20 protein-coding genes are annotated in these 22,582 nt (G+C 40.6%); 8 read left to right on the top strand and 12 right to left on the bottom strand.

The features are described 5' to 3' along the window. Nucleotides 1–21: 21 nt before the first annotated feature. The 4 genes from FNH22_RS28215 to FNH22_RS28200 all read right to left on the bottom strand — a co-directional run bounded on the left by FNH22_RS28215 (nucleotide 22) and on the right by FNH22_RS28200 (nucleotide 4,246). A complete protein-coding gene (locus FNH22_RS28215) occupies nucleotides 22–1,341 on the bottom strand; it encodes a thiol-disulfide oxidoreductase DCC family protein (protein ID WP_143401875.1) in 1,320 nt (439 codons plus the stop codon). Then, on the bottom strand, nucleotides 1,341–1,763 hold the full coding sequence (locus FNH22_RS28210; protein WP_143401874.1) for a hypothetical protein: 423 nt from the start codon (nucleotides 1,761–1,763) through the stop codon (nucleotides 1,341–1,343). The genes FNH22_RS28215 and FNH22_RS28210 overlap by 1 nt, the downstream gene beginning before the upstream one ends. Nucleotides 1,764–1,864: 101 nt before the next feature. Next, nucleotides 1,865–2,962, bottom strand: a complete 1,098-nt coding sequence (locus FNH22_RS28205; RefSeq protein WP_143401873.1) for an adenylate/guanylate cyclase domain-containing protein — start codon at nucleotides 2,960–2,962, stop codon at nucleotides 1,865–1,867. 285 nt (nucleotides 2,963–3,247) lie between these two features. Then, a complete protein-coding gene (locus FNH22_RS28200) occupies nucleotides 3,248–4,246 on the bottom strand; it encodes a substrate-binding domain-containing protein (protein ID WP_143401872.1) in 999 nt (332 codons plus the stop codon). 283 nt (nucleotides 4,247–4,529) lie between these two features. On the opposite strand from FNH22_RS28200, the gene FNH22_RS28195 reads away from it, so the two are divergent. Next, nucleotides 4,530–6,890, top strand: a complete 2,361-nt coding sequence (locus FNH22_RS28195; protein WP_143401871.1) for an ABC transporter permease — start codon at nucleotides 4,530–4,532, stop codon at nucleotides 6,888–6,890. 40 nt (nucleotides 6,891–6,930) lie between these two features. Here the strand turns inward: FNH22_RS28195 and FNH22_RS28190 are convergent, their stop codons facing one another. Continuing rightward, nucleotides 6,931–9,297 carry an ABC transporter permease gene (locus FNH22_RS28190; protein ID WP_143401870.1) on the bottom strand — a complete coding sequence of 789 codons (2,367 nt, stop codon included), beginning with the start codon at nucleotides 9,295–9,297 and terminating at the stop codon, nucleotides 6,931–6,933. Nucleotides 9,298–9,639: 342 nt separating this feature from the next. Between FNH22_RS28190 and FNH22_RS28185 the strand changes: the two genes are divergently transcribed. The 4 genes from FNH22_RS28185 to FNH22_RS28170 all read left to right on the top strand — a co-directional run bounded on the left by FNH22_RS28185 (nucleotide 9,640) and on the right by FNH22_RS28170 (nucleotide 13,575). After that, complete coding sequence (locus FNH22_RS28185; RefSeq protein ID WP_143401869.1) at nucleotides 9,640–10,572, top strand: aminotransferase class IV; 933 nt, start codon at nucleotides 9,640–9,642, stop codon at nucleotides 10,570–10,572. Beyond that, complete coding sequence (locus tag FNH22_RS28180) at nucleotides 10,559–11,290, top strand: sulfotransferase family protein (RefSeq protein ID WP_143401868.1); 732 nt, start codon at nucleotides 10,559–10,561, stop codon at nucleotides 11,288–11,290. The genes FNH22_RS28185 and FNH22_RS28180 overlap by 14 nt, the downstream gene beginning before the upstream one ends. 313 nt (nucleotides 11,291–11,603) lie before the next feature. After that, nucleotides 11,604–13,115: a PA14 domain-containing protein gene (locus FNH22_RS28175; protein WP_143401867.1), complete on the top strand. Its 1,512-nt coding sequence runs from the start codon at nucleotides 11,604–11,606 to the stop codon at nucleotides 13,113–13,115. Nucleotides 13,116–13,317: 202 nt separating this feature from the next. Further along, nucleotides 13,318–13,575 carry a SemiSWEET family sugar transporter gene (locus tag FNH22_RS28170; protein ID WP_185154458.1) on the top strand — a complete coding sequence of 86 codons (258 nt, stop codon included), beginning with the start codon at nucleotides 13,318–13,320 and terminating at the stop codon, nucleotides 13,573–13,575. A gap of 16 nt (nucleotides 13,576–13,591) precedes the next feature. Here the strand turns inward: FNH22_RS28170 and dxs are convergent, their stop codons facing one another. Further along, a complete protein-coding gene (gene dxs, locus FNH22_RS28165) occupies nucleotides 13,592–15,511 on the bottom strand; it encodes a 1-deoxy-D-xylulose-5-phosphate synthase (protein WP_143401865.1) in 1,920 nt (639 codons plus the stop codon). 179 nt (nucleotides 15,512–15,690) lie between these two features. Here dxs and FNH22_RS28160 point away from each other — a divergent pair, with 179 nt between their 5' ends. The 3 genes from FNH22_RS28160 (at nucleotide 15,691) to FNH22_RS28150 (ending at nucleotide 18,450) form a co-directional block, all read left to right on the top strand. Further along, entirely contained in the window at nucleotides 15,691–16,440 is a 750-nt protein-coding gene (locus FNH22_RS28160) for a ScpA family protein (protein ID WP_143401864.1), read from the top strand. Beyond that, on the top strand, nucleotides 16,441–17,484 hold the full coding sequence (locus FNH22_RS28155) for a lysylphosphatidylglycerol synthase transmembrane domain-containing protein (RefSeq protein WP_143401863.1): 1,044 nt from the start codon (nucleotides 16,441–16,443) through the stop codon (nucleotides 17,482–17,484). 372 nt (nucleotides 17,485–17,856) lie between these two features. Continuing rightward, a complete protein-coding gene (locus FNH22_RS28150) occupies nucleotides 17,857–18,450 on the top strand; it encodes a T9SS type A sorting domain-containing protein (protein WP_143401862.1) in 594 nt (197 codons plus the stop codon). 33 nt (nucleotides 18,451–18,483) lie between these two features. On the opposite strand, the gene coaE is transcribed toward FNH22_RS28150, so the two are convergent. The 6 genes from coaE to nusB all read right to left on the bottom strand — a co-directional run bounded on the left by coaE (nucleotide 18,484) and on the right by nusB (nucleotide 22,538). Then, a complete protein-coding gene (gene coaE, locus FNH22_RS28145; protein ID WP_143401861.1) occupies nucleotides 18,484–19,098 on the bottom strand; it encodes a dephospho-CoA kinase in 615 nt (204 codons plus the stop codon). Next, on the bottom strand, nucleotides 19,091–20,050 hold the full coding sequence (locus FNH22_RS28140; protein WP_143401860.1) for a hypothetical protein: 960 nt from the start codon (nucleotides 20,048–20,050) through the stop codon (nucleotides 19,091–19,093). Before FNH22_RS28140 ends, coaE begins: the two co-directional genes overlap by 8 nt. After that, nucleotides 20,047–20,370: a preprotein translocase subunit YajC gene (gene yajC, locus FNH22_RS28135; protein WP_143401859.1), complete on the bottom strand. Its 324-nt coding sequence runs from the start codon at nucleotides 20,368–20,370 to the stop codon at nucleotides 20,047–20,049. Before yajC ends, FNH22_RS28140 begins: the two co-directional genes overlap by 4 nt. A 99-nt stretch (nucleotides 20,371–20,469) precedes the next feature. Then, nucleotides 20,470–21,009, bottom strand: coding sequence for a DUF1573 domain-containing protein (locus FNH22_RS28130; RefSeq protein ID WP_143401858.1), 540 nt, complete (start codon nucleotides 21,007–21,009; stop codon nucleotides 20,470–20,472). Between the two features lie 79 nt (nucleotides 21,010–21,088). After that, nucleotides 21,089–21,394 carry a YtxH domain-containing protein gene (locus tag FNH22_RS28125; protein ID WP_143401857.1) on the bottom strand — a complete coding sequence of 102 codons (306 nt, stop codon included), beginning with the start codon at nucleotides 21,392–21,394 and terminating at the stop codon, nucleotides 21,089–21,091. 4 nt (nucleotides 21,395–21,398) lie between these two features. Beyond that, nucleotides 21,399–22,538, bottom strand: coding sequence for a transcription antitermination factor NusB (gene nusB / locus FNH22_RS28120; protein ID WP_143401856.1), 1,140 nt, complete (start codon nucleotides 22,536–22,538; stop codon nucleotides 21,399–21,401). Between the last annotated feature and the right edge of the window lie 44 nt (nucleotides 22,539–22,582).

The raw sequence follows: 22,582 nt of genomic DNA, 5'->3' as shown, positions 1-22,582 counted from the left end.
GCATTGGTCTTTGTAAACGTTTTACTTCCTGTGTTTAGCGAATAGGTCATAAACCATGTCTGCAAAAAGTGGTGAAATAGCATAGAAAAGCCATAATATCCTGAATATCCATTTTAACTGACCTACAATCCATAAAACGGCACCTGATTTAATCCGGATGATCTCGGTGCCATCGTTTCGTATTTCCAATACCATTATCGAATCCACTTTTTCTAAAGCAGGGTACTTTGTTAAAAACGTATTAAAAGCCTCTCCGGATTGTGGAGCAACACTAAATTCATCGGGTAGGTCAAACATGGAGAAGTAACGGATAAAACGATGGCAGAGCAAACATTCTCCATCATAAAACACGGTTACTTTTTTATAAGGTGATGGTACTTTATTGAATGTATTCCTGATACCATTGAAAATGGTAATAAAGTCACCCCAAACGCTATGTTTGTTTAGGTTGAATGGGCTAAAAAATATGAATAATCCCACTACAAGTATCTGATGTGTGAAATCGGGGCCCACTGTCATTAAAATTCCACTGTGCAGTAGTATCAGGCTTAAACCCCAGGTACGATGAACCTTTGGCTTAAAGGCGATGTACGCTGATAGAAACTCTATAAGATAACCCAGTACGAGCAGGACAGAAAAAACGAAACCGGGATTTTCAAGGATAAATGAACTAAAGAAAAACTCCTGGTTTGAAGCAAAACTGGTTTTAGCAATGTTTTGCCCGAAAGCTGTAGGGGAAAGGGCTGAATTCAAGCCTCTTAACTCCTGGTCCAGGATACCATATAGCTTGAAAAGACCTGATGAAGAATACGAAAGAAGTATAAGAAGTTGGTTCCCAAAAAATACCCGTAAAAACGGCGTGGGGTTTTCAAGGGCACCTTGCTTCAGGTTCGGTAGAAAAATGAGCATAAAAGAAGATAGCACCATCATATGCATGAAGTGGTCTATTTTCCCAAAGGATGATATCAGTGAAAGATAAAACAGGTGAGATAGAAAAACGAGGACCCTTACTAAACGATAACGCTGCCAAAATATCAGGTTTAAAAGTGAGGCAGAAAAAAAGAAGAGTAGCACAAGGCGAATGGCTAATTCCCAATCAAGATAGACCAGCCATCTAACCGTCCAAAGAGGAGAAAATAATGATTCCGAATCACGTAACACTTTCCAGTCGGGGGTGAGATGATTTATTCCAAAGCATTGAAGAGCAATACAAAAGATGATAAAATAATAGATGCCAACAATTGACTTTGCCCGCTTGAACTTTTTTTGCCCTTCTTTTACCAGAAAGGACTCACCGTTAACAATGGTCCGTTGCCAAAATGAATGGATAACCGTAAGCATTACCTCAGTTGTTCTACCACCTCCAACTGGTACTTTCTGTCTCTGACAGCCTCAATATAATCACCTTTAAATCGCACCAGTGTGGCAGTCTGGTTTTTTGGAAAAGCATCTTCAAGCTTATCTAATTTCACGGTCATATTGTTTTCGTATGCGTTGGTAATTTGCCTTAACTCGGCAGCATAACGCCGCCACTGGAGCCCATTCAGATGGGTATTTTGATATAATAAGAAATGCTCGTCTTTTTCTCCCAGGTTGAATGCAACATCGTATCGCTCAAATCCATTGGGAATTTTGGAATATAGCTTAAAGGAAAAGAAAGGAATGACCTCTGCATTTGTCATTCTAATAATAGGATAAAAGCTGATTGCAAAATAGATAATGATAAAAACGGGTATAAAGTAGTAAGCAAATCGGCCTTTCATTTGATATGCTGTTAAAGGTTTATACTAAGAAGAGTGTATTGTTGAAATTAGCCTTTAAAGGTAGTAAAAATCTGAAGGTCGTTTAAATGAAACCTTGCATTCTACAGGCCTTCTCTTACAGCATGTACATCAATTATTTTCTGCTTTCCCTTGAGCTGTACATCACCAATAGATTCAACTTTATATCCATTCAAATCACCAGCTTTACCCAAAAGTGCTCCTGATACCAACAGCCGTTCCTGGTACTCATTGCAAATAGATTGTATCCTGGAAGCAGTGTTAAGCACATCGCCATGGTAGGCAATATCACGCTTAATATTGCCTATCTCCGCCACGGTAACACGTCCACAATGCAGGCCGGCTTTAAATTGGGGCACTACTCCATATTTTTTCATGTAATAATCCTCCCTTTTTTCCAGGCGGTGCTTAAAAGTATAGAACGTATCGATGCATTTGTAGGTATTTTCCAGCTTATCCATTTCCCAGGTAAGTACGACTTCATCTCCAACATACTGGTAGATTTCAGCGTCAAATTTATCTACTAATTGATTGATTTCAAGAACACAATCTTTGATCAGTTTTGAATACTTTATGTTACCCAGTGTCTCGGCATAGGCGGTAGATGATTTTAAATCCATAAATAGAAAAGCCCTGTCTTCAATGACCGGGTTTTGGTACTTACCCATTAAAAAATTGGTGATGTTCTTATATCCGAATTTTTTGATGGTCTGAACGAAAAAATTGAGCACGATCACCTGTACGAATAAGAATACAAATGAGAAAAATATCAATTTCAGGGAAGTCTGAGACACAAGCGCTGCCTGAAGTGCTCCTTCAGGCAGTACGCCAACACCCCCGATAATGAAATAAACTAAAGCAAATGAAACAAAAAAACCAACCAGATAAATAAGGCTTTTGAAAAGGATAACGTACCCGAAACTGAACCGCTCTACTTTAAATTTTTCCGATAATTCATTGATTGCTACAAATAGTATCCCGAACAGCAGTCCAAAAAGTGTTGATTCAACCAGCTGTATGGGGGAAGTCCAATATTTAGCCAGCGGATTTTGTAATTCATCCAGATTCAATCCTGTAACATCTATGAAGCCCAGTACATTTACCAAAGCGAAATAGGCAACCAGATTTAGTATTACCACCCAATACAAAATGATCAGGAAGTAAATTTTTAACTTGTTCATAAATACTGAGAAAACTTTTAAATCATTAAAGAACTCGTGGTTTCAGGCATTGGTCAAATGATGATGGATCATGGCCGTTTCTCCATTCACACCCACTGAACATCATCGTCTTACTTGGCATATAATTACCAACGACTTTAACTAAATATAGGTTGTGAGTGAGATGTATGTTTATTCTTATCTATAGGGGCAGGTGATTGATCTTCTAAAGATATATACGTTTGATCGGTGTACTATTAATTTGCTCAATATCTTTATTATCAATAGCTTATTACATTTTTTTGCTTAATGGTCCATTAATTCTGATAGTTCAATATGACCGTCTTTGACTACAGTACTTTTATAATTGGACTTGTCAACTTTCACAGGGTCTAGTAAAATGGCTTTTACAGTCACTCCTCCGCTGGTCAGTGAAGTGGTATTTTCCACGGTTTCTCCCCTGGCCATTTTTAGAGCACATTGGGCTGCCAATTCAGCCAGAGGTTTGATCGGTTTATATACCGTCATGTTTTGATATCCTTTAATGATGTTAATAAGGGCTTCATGGTCGGCATCCTGCCCTGTAATGAATATATTTTTACTTTCATCCTGATCGTTCATTGCTGAGATCACACCAATAGCCACGGCATCGTTAGCAGCAATCACACAATCTATTTTTTTGTCATTAGCTGAATTGAATTCTGTCATTGCCATCAACGCGGGTAATTGACCCCAGTCTTGTAGTACTATGTCTTTTAATATGTTGACCTTTCCTTTTTTCATTAAAGGGTCTAACACTTTAAGCTGCCCTCTTCTAAAAAGGATGGCATTGTTATCTGAAACGGGGCCATTTACAAGTAAAAAATTCCCCTTAGGAACTGCGTTCACGGCGGCAGTTGCCTGTAATATGCCAACCTTTTCATTATCATAGGAAAGGTACAGGGAAACATCTTTACTAGACACAAGGCGATCGTAAGATATCAGGGGTACACTAGCTTTTTTACAAATGGCAGCGATGTTAGCCGCTTCTTTTGCATCTACCGGTACCAATACTAAAACTTTCACCCCTTCTTCTATTAATTTTTGGGCTAACCGGGTTTGCTCCTTGGCATCTCCGTAGGCTACTTCTACTACATATTCGCCGTTTAGTTCAGTTATCTTATCGCAAAACAATTTTTGGTCAGACTGCCATCTATCCATTACATAGCTGTCCATTAACAAACCTACTTTTTGAGCATGGGCTTTTACACCAACCAGAAGAATACAATACAATAACAGGCACTTAATGATAAAAGATCGTTTCATAGCTTTAAGCGTTTATCCACTACAATTTACAAGTAATTCGGCCAAAAAAGGAGTTTAATCCACCTCCTTGTTTTACCCAAACAGATAGTTAAAACCCATTTTGAAACTAAGCTGAAAATAAGTGACTGTTTATCAGATGTATATGTAGAATTGATATATGGATCGGAATAATTTTCATAAGCTGTAACTTTTTTTAAAAGAGAAAGTATTCATGTAACATAATTACCATGCAACATATTTATCTATAATAGGTCTTTAGCATATCTCAACTCAAATCAACAACATGTTTAAACACAATATCCTTGTCGCCTACCGGAATTTCAGACGATTTTCTAACTCATTTCTCATTAACCTCGTGGGTCTTTCTACCGGCCTCACCTGCGCTATCTTTATATTCTTATGGGTAGATGATGAGTTAAAGATGGATAAGTTCTATGAAAAGGATGATCGATTGTACCGGGTCATGGAGCACCAGCAATACGCCGGAGAGATCATGACCACTAATTCTACACCTGGTATCCTGGCTGAAACACTAAAAGAGGAATTTACCGAGGTGGAATATGCAGCCACCACTACATGGGTGGATCCTGTCACGCTTTCTATTGACGATCATAACGTAAGGGCCGAGGGCTTTCATGTGGGGCCTGATTTTTTCAACATTTTTTCATTTGAGCTACTACAGGGTAGTGCTGATAAGGTACTTATGGATAAGACAGGTATTGTTATTTCAGAAGAGCTGGCGCTGAAGTTATTTAATACCACTGAAGATGTATTGGGTCGGCAACTTGAGTATCAACATGAAAAAACGTTTCAGGTTACAGGCATTTTCAAGGGTACACCTAAGCATTCATCTATTCAATTTGATTATGCATTGTCTTTTGAAGAATACAAGGACGATAATGATTGGGTGCTGGAATGGGGGAATAATGGTCCCAGGACTTATATAGTGCTTTCAGAAGGAAGTAATGGCAAGGAGTTTAGCCTGAAGATTGCTGATTTTGTCAAAAAATATCATGAAGAAAGTCACGTTACACTTTTCCTGAAGCCTTACTCAGATGCTTACCTCTACGGGCGCTATGAAAATGGGAAAGAAGTGGGCGGACGTATTGAGTATGTACGATTATTCGGAGCGATAGCTATATTTATACTGATCATTGCCTGTATTAACTTCATGAACCTCTCAACAGCACAGGCTTCACGAAGAGCGAAAGAAGTGGGCATAAAAAAATCTGTTGGCGCTCATCAGGGAGAGCTGATCTTTCAGTATTTATCGGAATCATTATTGATCTCATTTATTTCGCTGCTGGTAGCATTGTTGCTGGTATGGCTCATTTTGCCGCAATTCAATATCATTACTGAAAAGCAAATTCAACTTGATCTGACCAACCTAAGGTTGACCTTATCCCTGATCGGTATTACAACGGTAGCCGGTCTGTTGGCGGGAAGTTATCCTGCACTATATCTTGCGCGGTTCCGGCCTGCAAAAGTATTGAAAGGAGAGGTACGAGGTTCTGTGGGTGAACTTTGGGCACGAAGAGGCCTTGTCATTTTCCAGTTCACGCTTTCGGTCATTTTAATTGTTGCCGTCATCGTTATTTTCAAGCAAATACAGTTCGTTCAGGATAAAAACATGGGGTATGACAATGATAACGTCATTTTCTTTGCTTCTGAAGGAAGGGTGGAAAAGAACCTGGAAACTTTTTTGAATGAAATGGAACAGATACCGGGTGTGCTTAGAGCATGTGGTATAGCTCATAACCTTACCGGTCGTCAGAATAATACCAGTGGATTGGATTGGGAGGGTAAAAACCCGGATGACCTTATTCTCTTTGAACATGTCCGTGTAAGCCCTGGTTTTCTGGAAACCTTAAGTATGGAAATTAAGGAAGGGCGTTCATTTTCAGATGATTTCAAGGCAGATAGTTCGAAAATTATACTCAACGAAACAGCGATAAAGATCATGGGATTTGAAGAAGACCCTGTTGGCAGAACAGTTAAGCTTTGGGGAGAGTATGATTATGAAATAGTAGGCGTCGTCAAAGACTTTCATTTTGAATCCTTGCATGACGAGGTGAAACCCTTGTTCTTTAGATTAAGGCCTAACCAAACCTGGAATATAATGGCACGGATAGAGGGGGGGCAGGAGAAACAGACGCTTGATCGCCTGAAGGATTTTTATGAAGAATACAACGCCGGATTTTCATTTGAATACAGGTTTTTAGATGAAGATTTTCAGAAGCTTTATGCGGCTGAACAGCGTGTGTCCGTCCTGTCTCAGTACTTTGCGGGGTTTGCCATTATCATTTCTTGTTTGGGGTTGTTTGGTTTGGCGGCTTTCACTGCAGAGCGTCGGTTGAAAGAGATAGGTATTCGAAAGGCATTAGGGTCTACTTCATGGGGTATCATTTATCTTATGTCCAGTGATTTTACTAAAATGGTATTGATCTCCATTATACTCGCCCTTCCGATAAGCTATTATCTGATCGACATTTGGTTACAGCGTTTTGCCTTTCGAATAGAATTAGAACTATGGTTTTTCATCCTGTCAGGAGTAATTGCACTTATTATTGCCTGGCTCACCGTCGGTTCTCAAGCTGTGAAGGCTGCCAGTATTAACCCGGCACGATGCCTCAAAGACGAATGATGGTCCAGGCATCCTGGTAAAAAATACTGTGTCTTACGGATCATTCATTTTTCAAAGTTTCAGCCGGGTTAGTTACCAGTACCTTGTAAAGCTGACTAGATACGGTGATTAATGCCATCAGAAGAAGAAAAGCAGTACTGATCAGTAATGGTGTGGCCGTAATGGGGATATGATATTTATAGGCTTCGTTGAAAAAAAGTTTCAGCAAAAAGTAGCTTGCAGGTAAGCCAATAATGCAGGCAATAGCTATAAGAAGTATGTATTGCTGATTCATACAGTTGAAAATAGAAGCGATGCCTGCCCCCAGCACTTTTCTAATGCTGAATTCCTTGATTCGGGCCATCACATTGAGCGATACCAGCCCGAATAAACCCATGCAGGATAAGATGGTGGCCAGCATGGCTGTAAATCCCATTATCCTGGCATGGCCGTTTATAGCGTTGAAATAATCGTCAAATACTTCATCCTGAAAAAAAGCGGTATAAGGCATGTCCGGTTCATGTTTCTTCCATAGCTCTTTCACCCGGGCTTCTGTAGTGGCTGCCTTTCCTTGCCTTATACGTAAGGATAAGAACTTGAATTTCTCTTCTTTGGCCATTTTAAAGAAGGTAGGTTCAATCTCATCAAAGAAGTTGTGATAATGGAAATCTTCTACCACACCAACCACCTGATAGGTCAGGCTGTCCACATCAAAGTACCGGCCAAGTGGGTTATCCCAGCCCATGTCCGTTGCGAATGTCTGGTTGATCACAACACTGCCATCCTGGTCGGTCAATAGCTTGTCATCAAAAAATCGGCCTTGTTTCAAACGCAAGTCCAGTGTTTCGAGGTATCCATAACCCACACCTATATGCCTTATCTCATACTTAGTGTCATTGAGGTCTATTACACTTAACCCCACGGATTTACCAATATGATTGGCAGAACCGGCCATTTGTGTGATGTCGGGATGTAGCAATAAGTCATTTTTCAATGCGGTGTATCCTTTTTCATCGGCTACCGGTACTACAAGTGTTTGTTGCTGATCATATCCCCAATCACGCCCTTTCTGATATTCCGTGTTCTGAATTATGGCTACTCCAAATACAATAGTAACGAGAGATAGAATAAACTGAATGGTTAAAAATACCTTGGTGAAAACATTTTTCTTTCCAAACTTCTGCCTTCCTCTGAATATATTGACCGGTTTGAAGGAGGCAATATAAAAAGCGGGGTAAGCCCCTGATGCAACTCCTGCTACGAGCAGCAAACCAATTAAAAACCCCCAGGCCCTGATATTTTGATAAAAGTCCAATTCCAGGCCAATGGAAAACTGTGAATCAAACCAGGGGGCAAATAAGGTGCGTGCCCAAACAGCACCTAGCGCCAGAGCGAAGAAACAAATGATGAGGTTTTCACCAATAAATTGTAGTACCAACTGCCGTTTTGTACCTCCAATTACTTTTCTTACCCCTATCTCTTTTAATCTTTTGGTAGACGATGAAATGGAGATGTTCATATAGTTGAAACATGCCAAAGACATCATAAAAGCAGCAATGGTGAGCAATACAATACGGCCAACAGGATCATCGCCGCCCGATATATCCCCTCGAATTTTATAAGAATTTTGTGATAACGTAGTCAGAGGCTCAAAAATGTAGGCATTTGCTGGCCAGTCTTCGTCAGCGGCATTTTGTAGTTTTACGTACTTATCCATGCCCGAGCTTATCGCGTTTATATCTTCCGGTCTGTGAAGCTTAATAAAGGTAGCACCAATGAATTTGGTCCAGTCCTCCGTACTTTCTTTAGGGTAGAAACTAAGTTTTTTATCAAAGTTTAGTAACAGGTCAAAACGGAAACTGGCTGTTTTAGGAAAAGGCTTTGCTACTCCCCCGATAGTAAATGACTCTTTCCGGCCATTGATCACAAGCACAATTTGTTCATCTATCGGGTTAAGATCGCCAAAGTATTTTTCAGCTATAGATTTGCTTATGATCACCCTGGACAGACTATTCAGCGCATCTTTTGTGCCCGTTTCCAGTGGAAATGTGAACATATTGAGGAATTCCGGGTCTGCAAACCGAACATACTCTTTGAATACTTTATCTTCATATTTCATTACTGCACCACGGCCATCTAATCTAACACTATACTCTATCTGTGGAAAATCCGACTCCATCATTTCACCGATGGGAGCCGGGGAATCACCCCAAACCTGCTCCTTACCGTCGCGAGATACTACGTTGTTCAATAAGAAAATATGCTCACGGTTTTCATGAAAATCATCCTGGCTAAAAGCAAAGTCCACAAAAATATAAACCACCAGGGTACAACCGATGGCGAGCGACAGACCAAAAATATTGATAAAAGAAAGGAGACCATTTTTCACCAGGCTCCTGAAGGCAGTTTTGATAAAGTTTTTGACCATGTTAATACTTGATATTTAGTCGATAAGACTATAACAAACAACAATAGGTTGCACCGAATTGAAAAAAATAAGATGTGTGTCTTCAAACCAGGTCGTTTAGGAGGATAGAACCAGGGGCAGCAATGTTCATGGGCTCTTTCGCAATTATAGTATTAACTGGTGCCAATGCTGGTACTGAATTTGTTGTTCCATGCCGATGTATCCGGGATTAAATCAACAGGCCTTATTAAGGGAAGTAAAATCTGTCTGAAGAAATTGTTCTTGTACGTTAATTTTTTGGAAATTGCACCTTATAGGCTTCTGATTGAAAGCTTAATGCAATACCTTAAAAAGAAGTAATTCATGCATGGAACTCATAATGCTGTAGATGATGACAGAAACGCCGGGATCAAGATCTTTATCAATGATGAGCTATTGCCGCGCAATGAGGCCAGGATCTCCGTTTTTGATAGTGGTTACCTGGTAGGAGACGGAGTGTGGGAGGCGTTACGTCTCCATAATGATGTGCTGGTTTTTCTGGACCTGCATCTCGACAGGCTCTGGCAGTCGGCGGGTGTTATAGGCATCAAACTCCCCTTTACGCGTGAGGAGTTGACAGAAAACATTTGGAAAACCATTAAAGCCAATGAGATGCATGATGATGTGCACGTGCGTATCATGGTGACCAGGGGTTTCAAAAAAACCCCGTCTCAGGACCCAAGACTTACTATATCCGGGCCCAATGTCGTCATTATAGCAGAACATAAACAGGCCGCTATTGAAACCAAGGAAAAAGGAATTACGCTTTTTACCAGCACCATCCGAAGAGGTTCTCCTGATTACCTCGACCCCCGCCTGAACTGCCATAGCAAACTTCATGAAGTTCAGGCTCTGCTGCAAGCCATAGAAGCAGGTGCTGACGAGGCACTTATGCTTGATATTCATGGATTTGTATCTACTTGTAATGCTACTAATTTCTTTATGGTAAAAGATGGGGAAGTATGGACTTCTACGGGTCAGTATTGTATGAATGGGATCACCAGGGGACGGATAATCTCTATATGTAAACGTTATAATATAGCGTGCCACGAAAAGAATTTTTCCCTTTTTGATGTCTATGGAGCAGATGAGGCCTTTGTTACAGGCTCTTTTGGAGGACTCACCCCTGTCATAAAAATTGATGGAAGGAAAATTGGTAAAGGGAAATGCGGAAAAATAACTGGGCAATTGAGCACGCGCTATGAAAAGCTTATAAAGCAGGAAGTTAAACGAGTTAAATCCAGTGCTAAAAAATAATCACAAACGCATTTGCCTTTGGTCCGGGCCTAGAAATATTTCTACTACACTAATGTATTCATTTGCACAACGCCCGGATACACAGGTTTATGATGAGCCTCTTTATGGTCATTACTTAAGAACGACAGAAGCCAGGCATTATCACCCGGGAGCAGAAGAGATTATGGCTTCCTTGGAACATGATGGCCGGAAAGTCATAGAAATGATGATGGGTGAGCATGCTAAACCTGTGGTATTCTTTAAGAATATGACGCATCATTTGCTTGACCTGGATCGTGACTTTATGAAAGACACGGTTAACATCATTCTCACCAGGGACCCTTCAGAAATGTTGCCTTCCTTTGCGAAAGTAATAGAGATGCCTACTATGGAGGATGTAGGTTATGCTTTACATATCGAGTTGCTGGAATATTTTCGGAAGCATGACATTGAACACATTATCCTGGACGCTAAAAAGGTATTGCTTGACCCTGGGAAGTTGCTGAAATCGGTGTGCGAAGTCATAGATATTCCTTTCGACAAAAGCATGCTGGCATGGAAAGCCGGCCCGCGTCCTGAAGATGGCGTATGGGCAAAGTACTGGTACGGTAGCTTGCATAAATCGACAGGGTTTTTAAAGTATAAAGTTAAAACAGAACCTTTTCCCGACAGGCTCAGACCCTTACTTGCTTTGTGTGAGCCGTGCTATCAGGAATTGTTGGAATTGTCGTTAGGGTAGTACTATAATCAACTGGTATTTGGGCAGTTTATGTGTAATCATCCACGCAAAACATACCTCTGTTCGTTAAGCCGTTTGACTGGTCTTTTCCAGTTCTTTCACCTTTTTTTCATTTAGAATGTAACTTTATAAATAGGTTGTGGCCTTATGGGAAAAATGCTTCAACCCTATTACTGTTTTTCATGAGTATTGCGTTAAGTCCCCATACAGCACCAGCATTTGACGGTGATAAAGAACATACTTCATTTCATAATTAGAATGATGTTGGAACAGGCCCTTGAATAATACTTAAACAGATAACAAAACTTGCGCTATGAAAAAATCCAATGTACCGTTTGACACTAGTCTAAGAATACTGCTCTGTATTTGCTTGCTATTTATCAACCTTCATCTGGTTGGTCAGGATATGCCAGGAGAGTCATTTACCATCAAATCGGAATACATGGGAAGTGAGCGTGAAGTACAGGTAGCATTGCCCGATGGATACAATACATGGACTAACTATGATGTACAATACATGTTGGATCCGGTCTGGAATATGAAGCAACGTAAGTCATTACTGGAATTTTTAAGAAATAACGGAATGACCCCCAGGACGATCCTCGTAGGGATCGTAAGTCCGGATAGAAATTCGGATATGTTGCCTATAAAAAGCGAAGGAACTCCAACCGGAGGTAACGCTGATAAGTTTATAGACTTTATAGGCAGGGAAGTAAAACCTTTTATAGAAGAAAAATATAAGACCTCCGGCTACAATACCTTTGCCGGACATTCCTTTGGAGGGTTTTGTGTGATGTATGCTTTCTTAAAGCATCCGGAATATTTTGATGCCTACCTGGTAAGCGATCCCTCTTTTTGGTATGGCGATGAACTATTGGTGCAAATGGCAAAGGAGAAATTACCGGCAATAGAGAGTGGAAAAGTGTTATTTATAGGAGGGCGTGAAGGAAATGCTTACAAAAGCATGGGTATTGCCTCGATGGAAAAGGTACTAGAAGAACATGCTCCTGATGACCTGGATTGGAAAACTGTGGCCTATGAAGATGAGACGCACAATAGTGTAACCTACAAATTAAATTATGACGGCATAAAATTTATTTCACAGGATTTTCGAAATAGTGCTATAGAATTTATTCCTCACAGTGGTGAAGTGGTTCCCGGGGAGCCAGTATCTGTCTTTTTGCAATCGGACACAAAGCTGATGAAATATACTTTGGATGGGTCAGAGCCAGGCTTCGAGTCAGAAGTATTTCGGGATTCCCTTACCCTATCCGAGCCGGCTACCTTGAAAATCAAAATCCCTCTGAAAAGAAGTAAGCTGCGTCCTGCGTTTGAGGGAGAGTTTAGCAAAGGAGAAAAGTTAAAAGGCCTCAAAAAAAAGAGGAACTATGCTCCGGGTCTTAATTATACCTACTATGAAGGAGACTGGAACAAACTGCCGGATTTCGATACGTTAAAGATGATAAAACAAGGAGCTATGATTGATCGTATCGACCTAAACTCCCTGCCAAAGAAAGAAAAATTCGGATGTGTCTTCGAAGGTTTTTTTGAAGCCAAAGAAAGCGGCTATCATTACTTTTCAATTTCCTCTGATGATGGGATCAAATTTTATATTCATGACAAATTGATGATCAATCATGATTGGCGGCATTCTACTTACAAAAGTAAATCAACGGTTTTGTATTTAGAACAAGGCCTCCACCCTGTAAGGTTTGAATATTTTCAACACCAGGGTGGTGCAGAGATCAATCTTTTTTCCAAGTTGCCCAAAGAGCGTCCTCAGCCTTTGGATTACAATAGGTTTTGGAGAAAATCAGTTAAGTAAGTCAGCGACCTTTATCAAGTAAACTTATATGGATTCGATCTACGTCCGGTGATCAGGAGGTTGTTTCTTCCTTGTTTCGTCAGAATTGAAATGGTGCTGAATTAAACAATACGATACGAAATTTACGCCTGAACAATAATATTCGTTAACAGCAAGAATTTTTCGTATTACAATGTGCTTCTTTACGGCTCAAATTATGGATATGAACTGGATTGAAATAGCCGGACACATGGGAGGAATAATGAGCAGTATTACTTTTATTCCACAAGTATATAAAGCCTGGAAAAGCAAAAGTGTCGGTGACCTGAGCCTGACCATGATGATCATTGTATTCATCAGTACGATCGTGTGGTTGATCTATGGAATATCGCTAAACCTATGGCCAGTGATCATTGCCAATACCATCATTTGTTTTTTGAGTCTGCTGCTGCTATACTTTAAATTTACGTTTAAGCGATAAACGAGCTATCAGCAGATCAGACCTTTTCGTATTCCAACATTTGTATTACAGCATGTTGAATTCCTGCCGGGTCAAAGTTACATTCGGCGTGTAACTGTATCTGTTCACCATGCTCAACGATCCTGTCCGGGATGCCCAGTCGCTTTACCTGTGCTGAATAATTGTTTTCTGACATAAATTCCAATACAGCACTACCAAAACCACCCATTACGCATCCATCTTCGACGGTGATCACTTTTTTGAATCGGGAGAATACGTTGTGCAGCAAGCTTTCATCCAACGGTTTTACGAAGCGCATATCAAAAAGTGCAGGATGGATATCTTCTCCGGCCAGGCTTTCACATGCTTTAACCGCATAATTACCGATGTGGCCAATAGTGAGGATGGCTACATCTTCACCATCATGGACCATGCGGCCCTGGCCTATTTTTATTTCTTCAAAGGGTGTCTTCCAGTCAGGCATTACACCCTGTCCGCGTGGATAGCGAATGGTGAAGGCCTGTCCCTTACGCGGTAACTGCGAGGTGTACATCATGTTGCGCAACTCCTGTTCGTTCATTGGAGCTGCTACGATCATATTAGGGATACACCGCATATAAGCGAGGTCATAGGCACCGTGATGTGTTGGCCCGTCTGCACCTGCAAACCCGGCTCTGTCCAGGCAAAAAACCACAGGCAAGTCCTGAATGCATACATCATGGATCACCTGGTCATAGGCACGCTGCATGAAAGTGCTATAGATATTACAAAAAGGCGTCAGACCTTGTGTAGCCAGCCCGGCTGAAAATGTGACGGCATGCTGTTCAGCAATGCCTACATCAAAAGCCCTGTCCGGCATCTCTTTCATCATAATGTTCATAGAAGAGCCAGAAGGCATGGCGGGAGTTACTCCCATTATTTTATCATTTTCTTTTGCCAGTTCTACCAGTGTATGTCCGAAAACATCCTGGTATTTGGGTGGTTGAGGTGTGTCCTGTACTTTTTTATGGATCTCACCTGTCACTTTATCAAACTTACCGGGTGCGTGCCAGGTAGTTTTATTTCCGTTTTCAGAAGGACCGTATCCCTTGCCTTTCACGGTTACACAGTGGAGTATCTTCGGACCTTTTATATCTTTCATGTCATCTAATACATGCACCAGATGGTCGATGTCATGTCCGTCTACCGGGCCAAAATACCGAAGGTTGAGCGACTCGAACATGTTACTCTGGCTGAGTAGGAACGACTTTATGGTATTTTCAACCCTGGCGATAACGTCTCGGGCATGAGGCCCGAATTTGCTGAATTTACCCAATATTCTCCATACCTCATCTTTTGCCTTATTATAGGTGTGAGAGGTGGTAACATCCGTCAAATAGTCTTTTAATGCACCTACATTCGGGTCTATCGACATGCAATTGTCGTTCAGAATGATCAACAGGTTACTATTGGATACCCCGGCATGGTTCATTCCTTCAAAGGCCTGTCCACCGGTCATGGCCCCATCACCGATTACTGCTATATGATGCTTATCTTCTTCTTTTTGATACTTGCTTGCCACTGCCATACCTACTGCTGCCGAAATGGAAGTAGAGGAATGGCCTACACCAAACGTGTCATACTCGCTTTCCTTTCTTTTGGGAAACCCGGATAGTCCTTTATATACCCTGTTGGTATGAAAATCATCTCTGCGACCGGTAAGTATTTTATGACCATACGCCTGATGGCCTACGTCCCATACCAGTTGATCTTTAGGTGTGTTAAAAACGTAATGTAATGCCACAGTAAGCTCTACTACGCCCAAACTGGCACCAAAGTGCCCTCCGTAGACGGATACATTATCTATAATGTAGTGCCTTAGTTCATCACATAACCGGACTAACTGGGTTTTATCCAGTTTTTTGAGATCCTCCGGCGAATTTATATTGGAAAGTAGTTTACCTGGCTGGATTAGCATTTTGACAGATTCATTTGATACTGCGTATTAAACAACACTCAAGCTTAAGTGTTTCGTATTGAACGACAGTTCAGTAAAACGTAAAACTACACTTTTTTTCATTAGGCAGATAGTTTTAGCCTAGAGAGTAATATCTTTGAAGTTGTTCATTCGTAAGATAGGTTAAATTTTTTGATGTCTTGAGTTTTGAGATTAAACTTCCTCTTTTTGAAGGCCCCTTTGATCTGCTCTTGTTTTTTATAGAACGGGACGAGCTGGATATCAATGATATTCCCATTTCTAAAATTACAGAAGATTTCCTGAGTTACCTGCATGAGCTGGAGCAGTTGAATATTGAAGTGGCCAGTGAGTTTATCCTGGTAGCTGCTACTCTAATGCGGATCAAATCAAAACTGCTGCTGCCCAGGCCCCAGTTGGATGAGGAGGGCAATGAGATAGATCCAAGGGAAGAGCTGGTGAAACACTTGCTGGAATACAAAAAGTATAAATCGGTACTTGCACAGCTCCAGGATATGGAAGCAGCGGAAATAGATAAAGAAAAAAGGGGTAACCTGGTGAAAGAGGTAAAATTTCTTTCGGAAAGTGTAAATGTAGAATCAGAGCTTCAGGATGTGGACCTTTACAAGCTGCTTAAGGTGTTTGGCAAGGTCATGGAGCGGTATGAAATTGAGAAGAACAAGCCCAGGCATGAAGTGGTACAATACCCTTACACCATCGCCGGACAACGGACCTTTATCATCAATGAGCTTTCTAATAAGCCCCGCCTGTCTTTTACAGAAGTAATTGAACAAGAGCCTTCTAAAATTGCCGTTATTTTCAACTTTCTCGCTATCCTGGAGTTGCTGCAAATGAGGTATATCATGATGCATCTTGGAGAAGGGTTCAATAATTTTTGGATTGAAAAGCTAGAAGAGGTTTCGGCAGAATAGATGAATCTCAACTCGCAGAAAATACTTAAAACCCTTAATCCTAACAAGGTTTGGCTGCCAGCGGTTATTAGCCTGGGTTTTGTAGTATACATCGTACTGTCTGATGAAGATTTTACACCGCAAAAATTCAATCTCATATTTCAGGCCAACTACCTGCCGCTGACCATGGCTTTCGCCATATTACTCCTAAAGGAAGCGGCATATATCTATCGCATAAGAATACTTACTAATAATGACCTGAGCTGGTCAAGCAGTGTGTATGTGATCATGTTATGGGAATTTGCTTCTGCCGTAACCCCTTCTGTGGTGGGAGGTACAGCGGTAGCGATATTCATTTTACTTAAAGAGAAGATCAATCTTGGCAAATCTATGTCGTATGTGACGCTTACAGCCATATTGGATAACCTCTTTTTTGTAGTGGCCGCACCCCTAGTAATACTATTGATAGGGATTGACATTTTTCCGGACTCGGGGCGTGCTGTAAGAGGAATTTTTGTTTCCAGCTATAGCCTTATCGCCTTATATACACTGGTTATGGCCATGGCATTACTTTGGAAGCCACGCCTGTTCAAATGGGTGATCATTAAGATAAGTTCAGTTGGTTTCCTGAGAAGGTGGCGCTATTCTGCCTACCAACATGGAAATGAAATAATGTGGGCAGCTTCTCTGATAAAAGGGAAGAAGAAACGATACTGGTTTCAGATCATTTTAGCCACGATCATTGCCTGGGTCTGCCGTTATGCTATTCTTAACTTTATAATAGCTGCCTACAATGGTGAGCTTTCTTTTGCCGATCACTTACTTATACTGGGTAAAAACCTGATCTTGTGGATTGTAATGCTCCTTTCTCCAACACCCGGTAGTAGCGGGACAGCAGAGCACTTTTTTATTCAGTTTTTTACCGAATACCTGAATGATTTTACATTAGGCACCACACTATTATGGCGTATTATCACATATTATCCTTATCTCATAGTTGGAGCCCTGATCCTACCTCATTGGATTAAGCGTGTGTTTTACAAGGGGAAAGAAAAATTAAAATAAAAAACCATATTAAATGGACGTTTGATCATTTATGAGGTAACATGCCATTTGTATATGTTCACGAAAAGATTAAGCATTTGTTAACAAAAGAATCTTTTGCAGTATTAACAAATGAAATAAAATATTTTGTCAACCTCTTCAATGCACTACATGAATCAGTAGTCAATATACCTGGCATAAAAATATGATCCAAAACACATGCTTGTGTGATATTTGGCATTCATAAAGTAATGATAACAACCAGGCGCTTTTTGGAAGTTTTCATTAACAAATACTTGCCAAACACATGACGCTGGCATAACTGATAAGTGGTGGTAGCCATAGTAGCTTTGCATCAAGCAAAATGAAGCGTCGCAAGGCACACCATTTGTAATGAAAACAAAAACTCATTTTTTAGCGCTGCTCTTAACAGTTTTGAGTATCGCTGCCCATGGAACCGGGAAAGAAAAAGAAGTAAAAACGTCCTCCGTCAAGGTGGTGAAGAGATCCGAAACTTATCAACTATTTTACCTTGAAAAATCCTCTAAAAAGGTGAGCGTAAGAATATTTGATGGCGCTGGTAAGTTAATTTTCTCCGAGCGTATTTCAAATGAAAATGGATTTATCAGACCTTACAATTTTTCCGGGTTAAGTGATGGACTTTACAACATCGTGATTACAGATGGAAACAGTAGGATCATCAAACAAGTCAATCATCACCATCTATCTGAATTACGACCTGGTCGCCTGTCATTGGTAAAAGTGGATGAAGTAGAAGGCGAGAACAGAGTGTACAAAGTGACTATTGTTAACCAAGGTACCGGGAAGGCAAAAATCAATGTTCTTAATGCCAACAAAGAGGTAGTTTATACCGTTTGGGAAAATTTGGAAGGAAACTATGCCAAGCTGTTTAACCTAAAGAGAGTATCAGGTGATACCAGTATTGAGGTAGCGGTGAACGGTGAGACGTCCGTTTTTGATCTTTAATTATTTTTTAATCTTTTAAAAAAGCGACCTGATTTAGCAGGTCGCTTTTTTTATGGCTTTGAATCGGTTGTGGAGTGCCAGTATCTGTGGAAGGATCATAGCATTTTCATCATTCTCTATGATAAAATCGGCACGTTTGCGACGTTCTTTTTCAGACAATTGCCGGTCAATGATCGCTTCAAGTTCTTCTTTCTTTCGAAAGGTATCCCGCTGCAAAACACGTGTGATCCGGGTAGCCTCAGAAGCTGAAACATTAATAATATAATCCAGTGCTTTGTAGGAACCGGATTCAAACATGAGTGCAGCTTCCTTGATCACATATGGATGGCTTTCATGCTGTTTAACCCACCGCTGGTAATCACTCCCTACAGCTGGATGTACCAGGCCATTGAGCTTTTTTAACTCTGGTTCGTGTTTAAACACTTTGCTGGCCAGGTAATTTCGATCTAACATTCCGTCAGTATTGTAAGACTTCGATCCAAAGGTCTGTATGATTTCGTCTACTAATGACTTATTATTATTCATCAGCCATCGGGCACGACTGTCAGCGTCATAAACAGGTGCCTTTAGTATAGAAAAAATGGAGCATACCAGGCTTTTGCCAGAGCCTATGCCTCCGGTAACCCCTACCTGTAGAGGTTTATTCATTGAAGAGGACTTTTATTTTCGTGGTGTCCAGCGACACATTTCGAATTAGAGGATGTGCTTTTACTACTTCAGGGGTTATTGTAGAGTCATTGCCATCTATTTTGGAGTAGTCAAGAAGTATTTCAAAGTCTTCTTTAACGGGTACCGATTCCTTACTTTCCGGAATTTCATATTGTATCAGTAACTGCTCGGGGGTAATGGAAGTATTTTTGGGTAAGTTGACAGGGACCAAAGGAACACTCACGCTGACACGGACGAATCTTTCCACATCAAATTGAACATTGACCGTAGGTGGATTCCTGTTGATAAGACTGGCTTTGGTGTGGTTGATAGCGATCGGTAAAATTTCGTTATAATCTTCATCCAATTCCTTTTGAGCTATAGTTATCCGCAAGGTGTCGGGCAATTCTTCCAGCACAGTAGAAGGCCCCTCCAAACGTACCGTATCAGGGGAAAAGTCAATGTTAGAAGTGATCTGATAGCTATCTTCCATCGAAATAGCAGCGCTGTCAATTTTAAGGAAAAATAACTTATGCTTTATTTGGTCTATATTGAGCGAGAGTGTGTCAGTAATGACAAAATTAAGGTCAAATTCTCCCAGTTGATCCGCTATAAAAACGGGTACGGCGGTCCCGCTTATCTTTTTCATGGTGGTAGGGCTTTCCAATGGTATACTCACCGGGGTTACTTTTATACCAAGGTTATTTCTAAGAAGGTTCCATCCAAGGCCGTTCACATTGAGTTGTATCTCGTCGGGTAGCTTATCTACTGCTACATACTTTTCTGTGTCATAGATAAATTCCAAGGGGTACTGTACCCGGGCAGAGTAGCTCTCATTCAGCGCATTAAAAAACCAGAATATGGTGGCAGCGAGAAGGCAAAGGATAATGATCCGAAAACGATAGGTTTTTACGGGCCTGACAATCTTTACTATCTCGCTGATCCGGCTCAAGATTTTTTCTGTTTGGTTTCCGGTGGCTTGGTTGCGTCTAATGAAATTGAACTTTTTTGTACTTTTATTTTAACCCCTTTATCGATTTCAACCGAAAGCGTATCATCTTCTACAGTGAGTACTTTGCCATGGATACCACCTATGGTCACCACATTATCACCTCTCTTGATCTCTTCGATAAACTTCTTTTGGTCTTTTTGTTTTTTCTGCTGAGGGCGGATCATAAAAAAGTAAAATACGATCGCTATACCTCCAAAAAGTATTAATGAAGACAAGCCTCCACCTTCACCGGAAGCTTGTAATAAAATTGTTTTGAACATTCTAGATTGTTTATTTTCCCCGCAAAATAAGCCAATAAAAACAAAACATCCCAACCCTGTCAAGGATTGGGATGTTTGTTATATGTATTGTTCTTATACTTATTTTACAGGGCCACTGGCTCCGTCGGCTGCTTTGGCGCTAGGTGTAACCATAGCTTTTATTCGTACAGTAGTGGTCTTAGGCCAGGTATTTGCCGTAATAGTTACGGTTTTGTTTTGCATATTGGGTTTACCCTTACTGTTGAACTTCACTAACATCTCACCGGTTTCACCTACACCAATAGGCTCTTTAGGAGGATTAGGAACAGTACATCCGCATGATCCTCTTGCACTTTGTATAATTAAGGGAGCATCTCCAACGTTTTTGAATTTGAACATATGCTCTACTTCATCACCTTCGTTAATCGTACCGAAGTCAAATTCGTTTTCTTCAAATTCAAAAGCCGGTAGCGGACCTTCGGGTTTTGTTTCAGGTGCGGGTGCAGGCGTACTGGCAGTTGCCGGGGCAGCGGTGCCACCTTCAACCTCAGCCAGTCGGCTTTCCAGCTCGGCTATTTTCTTTTCGGCATCTTTATTGGAGCATGCAGCTGCAATAAAGACAAATAATCCTATAAACAATGATCGTGTTAATCCTTTCATATTTAATTTAATTTAATCATTCAATATCAATCAGTATCTTTTGATTTTATATCCAACAAAAAAAGGAAGAAATAGTTCGTTATTCTTTTTCTCCGCTTTTTATGTGGCTGATGAGTTCGTCCACATCTTCAAGAAGGCGTTCGGCCTTTTCACGGGCATCATTAACCACTTGTTCGCCACTTGACTTAGCCTGACTAAGCACGCCTTCACTATCTGAGATAAGGTCCTGTACCAGGTCTTCAAGCATTTTTTTGTACTTGTCCAGCCGGTAGCTCAACTTATCACGTGTATTAGAACCTTTATCAGGAGCATATAGAATACCTACAGCAGCGCCGGTGGCAGCACCAAGTAGAAAAGCTAAAAAAGTGTTTCCAGATTTGCTCATATCATTATTTGTTATCGATTAATCCTCTACCGCTTTTACGGATCACTCCCGAACCTGAAAGTTCTTCAGCGATCACATCCAGTACACCATTAATGAATAACTTGCTCTTAGGTGTACTGTACTTCTTGGCCACTTCAATATATTCATTAATCGTCACTTTTACCGGGATGCTGGGGAAATTAATCATTTCTCCTATGGCCATATCCAAAATAACTCTATCAGTAGCTGCTATTCTGTCTATTTCCCAGTTTTTAGTCTTACTGGCAATAAGCTCTTGATACTCTGACTCTACCTGAATCGTATTCTCAAACAGTTTTTTAAAGAACATTTTGTCATCCTCCCAATTGTAGGATAACTGTTGCAGTTCAAAATCAGCTTTACATTCAGGAGATAATTCCTTGATGGTTTTCGTCACAAGGCTTTTAATAATTGCCCTGTCCTCTTCCCAGTTCAGGTTGTCTTCCTCCATGAACTTATCAATCACATCACTTTTAAAAATAATGTTCTTGACGATATGCAGCAATATTTCCTTATCGTCCTCAAAAGAAGGATTATCCTTACAAATATACTCCTGGTACGTCTCGTCTGACCTTACCTCTTTGAACCATTGGCGAATCTCACTTTGGTATTGCTGCCACTGCAAATTTTTCCTTAAGCTACTATTTTCAAGAGTGGAATTGGATTTAATCGCCTTGATTAACAAATTTTTAACAAAATGCTTATGATCCCGCTTAGTATCGTTTTCAGCTACAGCATGAAATTCAAGCAGTAAGTTGAGTGCCAGCAAATACCGATCATATATTTTTTCCGAATCGGCGAGCATACTTTTCTTGTAAGAGCGTATATCATTTTCATTGTTCTTATGATATTGTTCTATAGCTGTATTTACCGCCTTGTCGATTTTGCCGTCAGAAGATGTTTCACTTTTGAATTCGGCGTTTGAATAATTTTTCCTGAAAAGCTGCAGAGCCTCTTTGTTTTGAGTTTTTAGCAGCTCTTTATCTTGTACCTCCATAGAGTTAAGGTCAGGTAAAAAGCTATCATCAATAAAGGCTTTGGCTAATTCAAAATTGGCTTCCCGGCTTTGGCGTAGAGCAAACAGCGTTTGCATCGCCTTAATCCTAAGTGTTCTCCTATTGAGCATTTATTTTAAAGAACGATTGTTGATATTTCATTGACCTTTGATAT

It is taken from the genome of Fulvivirga sp. M361 (assembly GCF_007097395.1).
Classification (GTDB): Bacteria; Bacteroidota; Bacteroidia; order Cytophagales; family Cyclobacteriaceae; genus Fulvivirga.
This window is presented reverse-complemented; position numbering and strand designations above follow the sequence as displayed.

Coding starts and splice junctions, on each gene's coding strand:
- FNH22_RS28190 (WP_143401870.1), bottom strand. CDS start 9,297: ATGGTCAAAAACTTTATCAAAACTGCCTTCAGGAGCCTGGTGAAAAAT.
- FNH22_RS28150 (WP_143401862.1), top strand. CDS start 17,857: ATGAAAACAAAAACTCATTTTTTAGCGCTGCTCTTAACAGTTTTGAGT.
- FNH22_RS28170 (WP_185154458.1), top strand. CDS start 13,318: ATGAACTGGATTGAAATAGCCGGACACATGGGAGGAATAATGAGCAGT.
- FNH22_RS28175 (WP_143401867.1), top strand. CDS start 11,604: ATGAAAAAATCCAATGTACCGTTTGACACTAGTCTAAGAATACTGCTC.
- FNH22_RS28205 (WP_143401873.1), bottom strand. CDS start 2,962: ATGAACAAGTTAAAAATTTACTTCCTGATCATTTTGTATTGGGTGGTA.
- yajC (WP_143401859.1), bottom strand. CDS start 20,370: ATGTTCAAAACAATTTTATTACAAGCTTCCGGTGAAGGTGGAGGCTTG.
- FNH22_RS28210 (WP_143401874.1), bottom strand. CDS start 1,763: ATGAAAGGCCGATTTGCTTACTACTTTATACCCGTTTTTATCATTATC.
- dxs (WP_143401865.1), bottom strand. CDS start 15,511: ATGCTAATCCAGCCAGGTAAACTACTTTCCAATATAAATTCGCCGGAG.
- FNH22_RS28195 (WP_143401871.1), top strand. CDS start 4,530: ATGTTTAAACACAATATCCTTGTCGCCTACCGGAATTTCAGACGATTT.
- nusB (WP_143401856.1), bottom strand. CDS start 22,538: ATGCTCAATAGGAGAACACTTAGGATTAAGGCGATGCAAACGCTGTTT.
- coaE (WP_143401861.1), bottom strand. CDS start 19,098: ATGAATAAACCTCTACAGGTAGGGGTTACCGGAGGCATAGGCTCTGGC.
- FNH22_RS28215 (WP_143401875.1), bottom strand. CDS start 1,341: ATGCTTACGGTTATCCATTCATTTTGGCAACGGACCATTGTTAACGGT.
- FNH22_RS28200 (WP_143401872.1), bottom strand. CDS start 4,246: ATGAAACGATCTTTTATCATTAAGTGCCTGTTATTGTATTGTATTCTT.
- FNH22_RS28185 (WP_143401869.1), top strand. CDS start 9,640: ATGCATGGAACTCATAATGCTGTAGATGATGACAGAAACGCCGGGATC.
- FNH22_RS28130 (WP_143401858.1), bottom strand. CDS start 21,009: ATGAAAGGATTAACACGATCATTGTTTATAGGATTATTTGTCTTTATT.
- FNH22_RS28125 (WP_143401857.1), bottom strand. CDS start 21,394: ATGAGCAAATCTGGAAACACTTTTTTAGCTTTTCTACTTGGTGCTGCC.
- FNH22_RS28155 (WP_143401863.1), top strand. CDS start 16,441: ATGAATCTCAACTCGCAGAAAATACTTAAAACCCTTAATCCTAACAAG.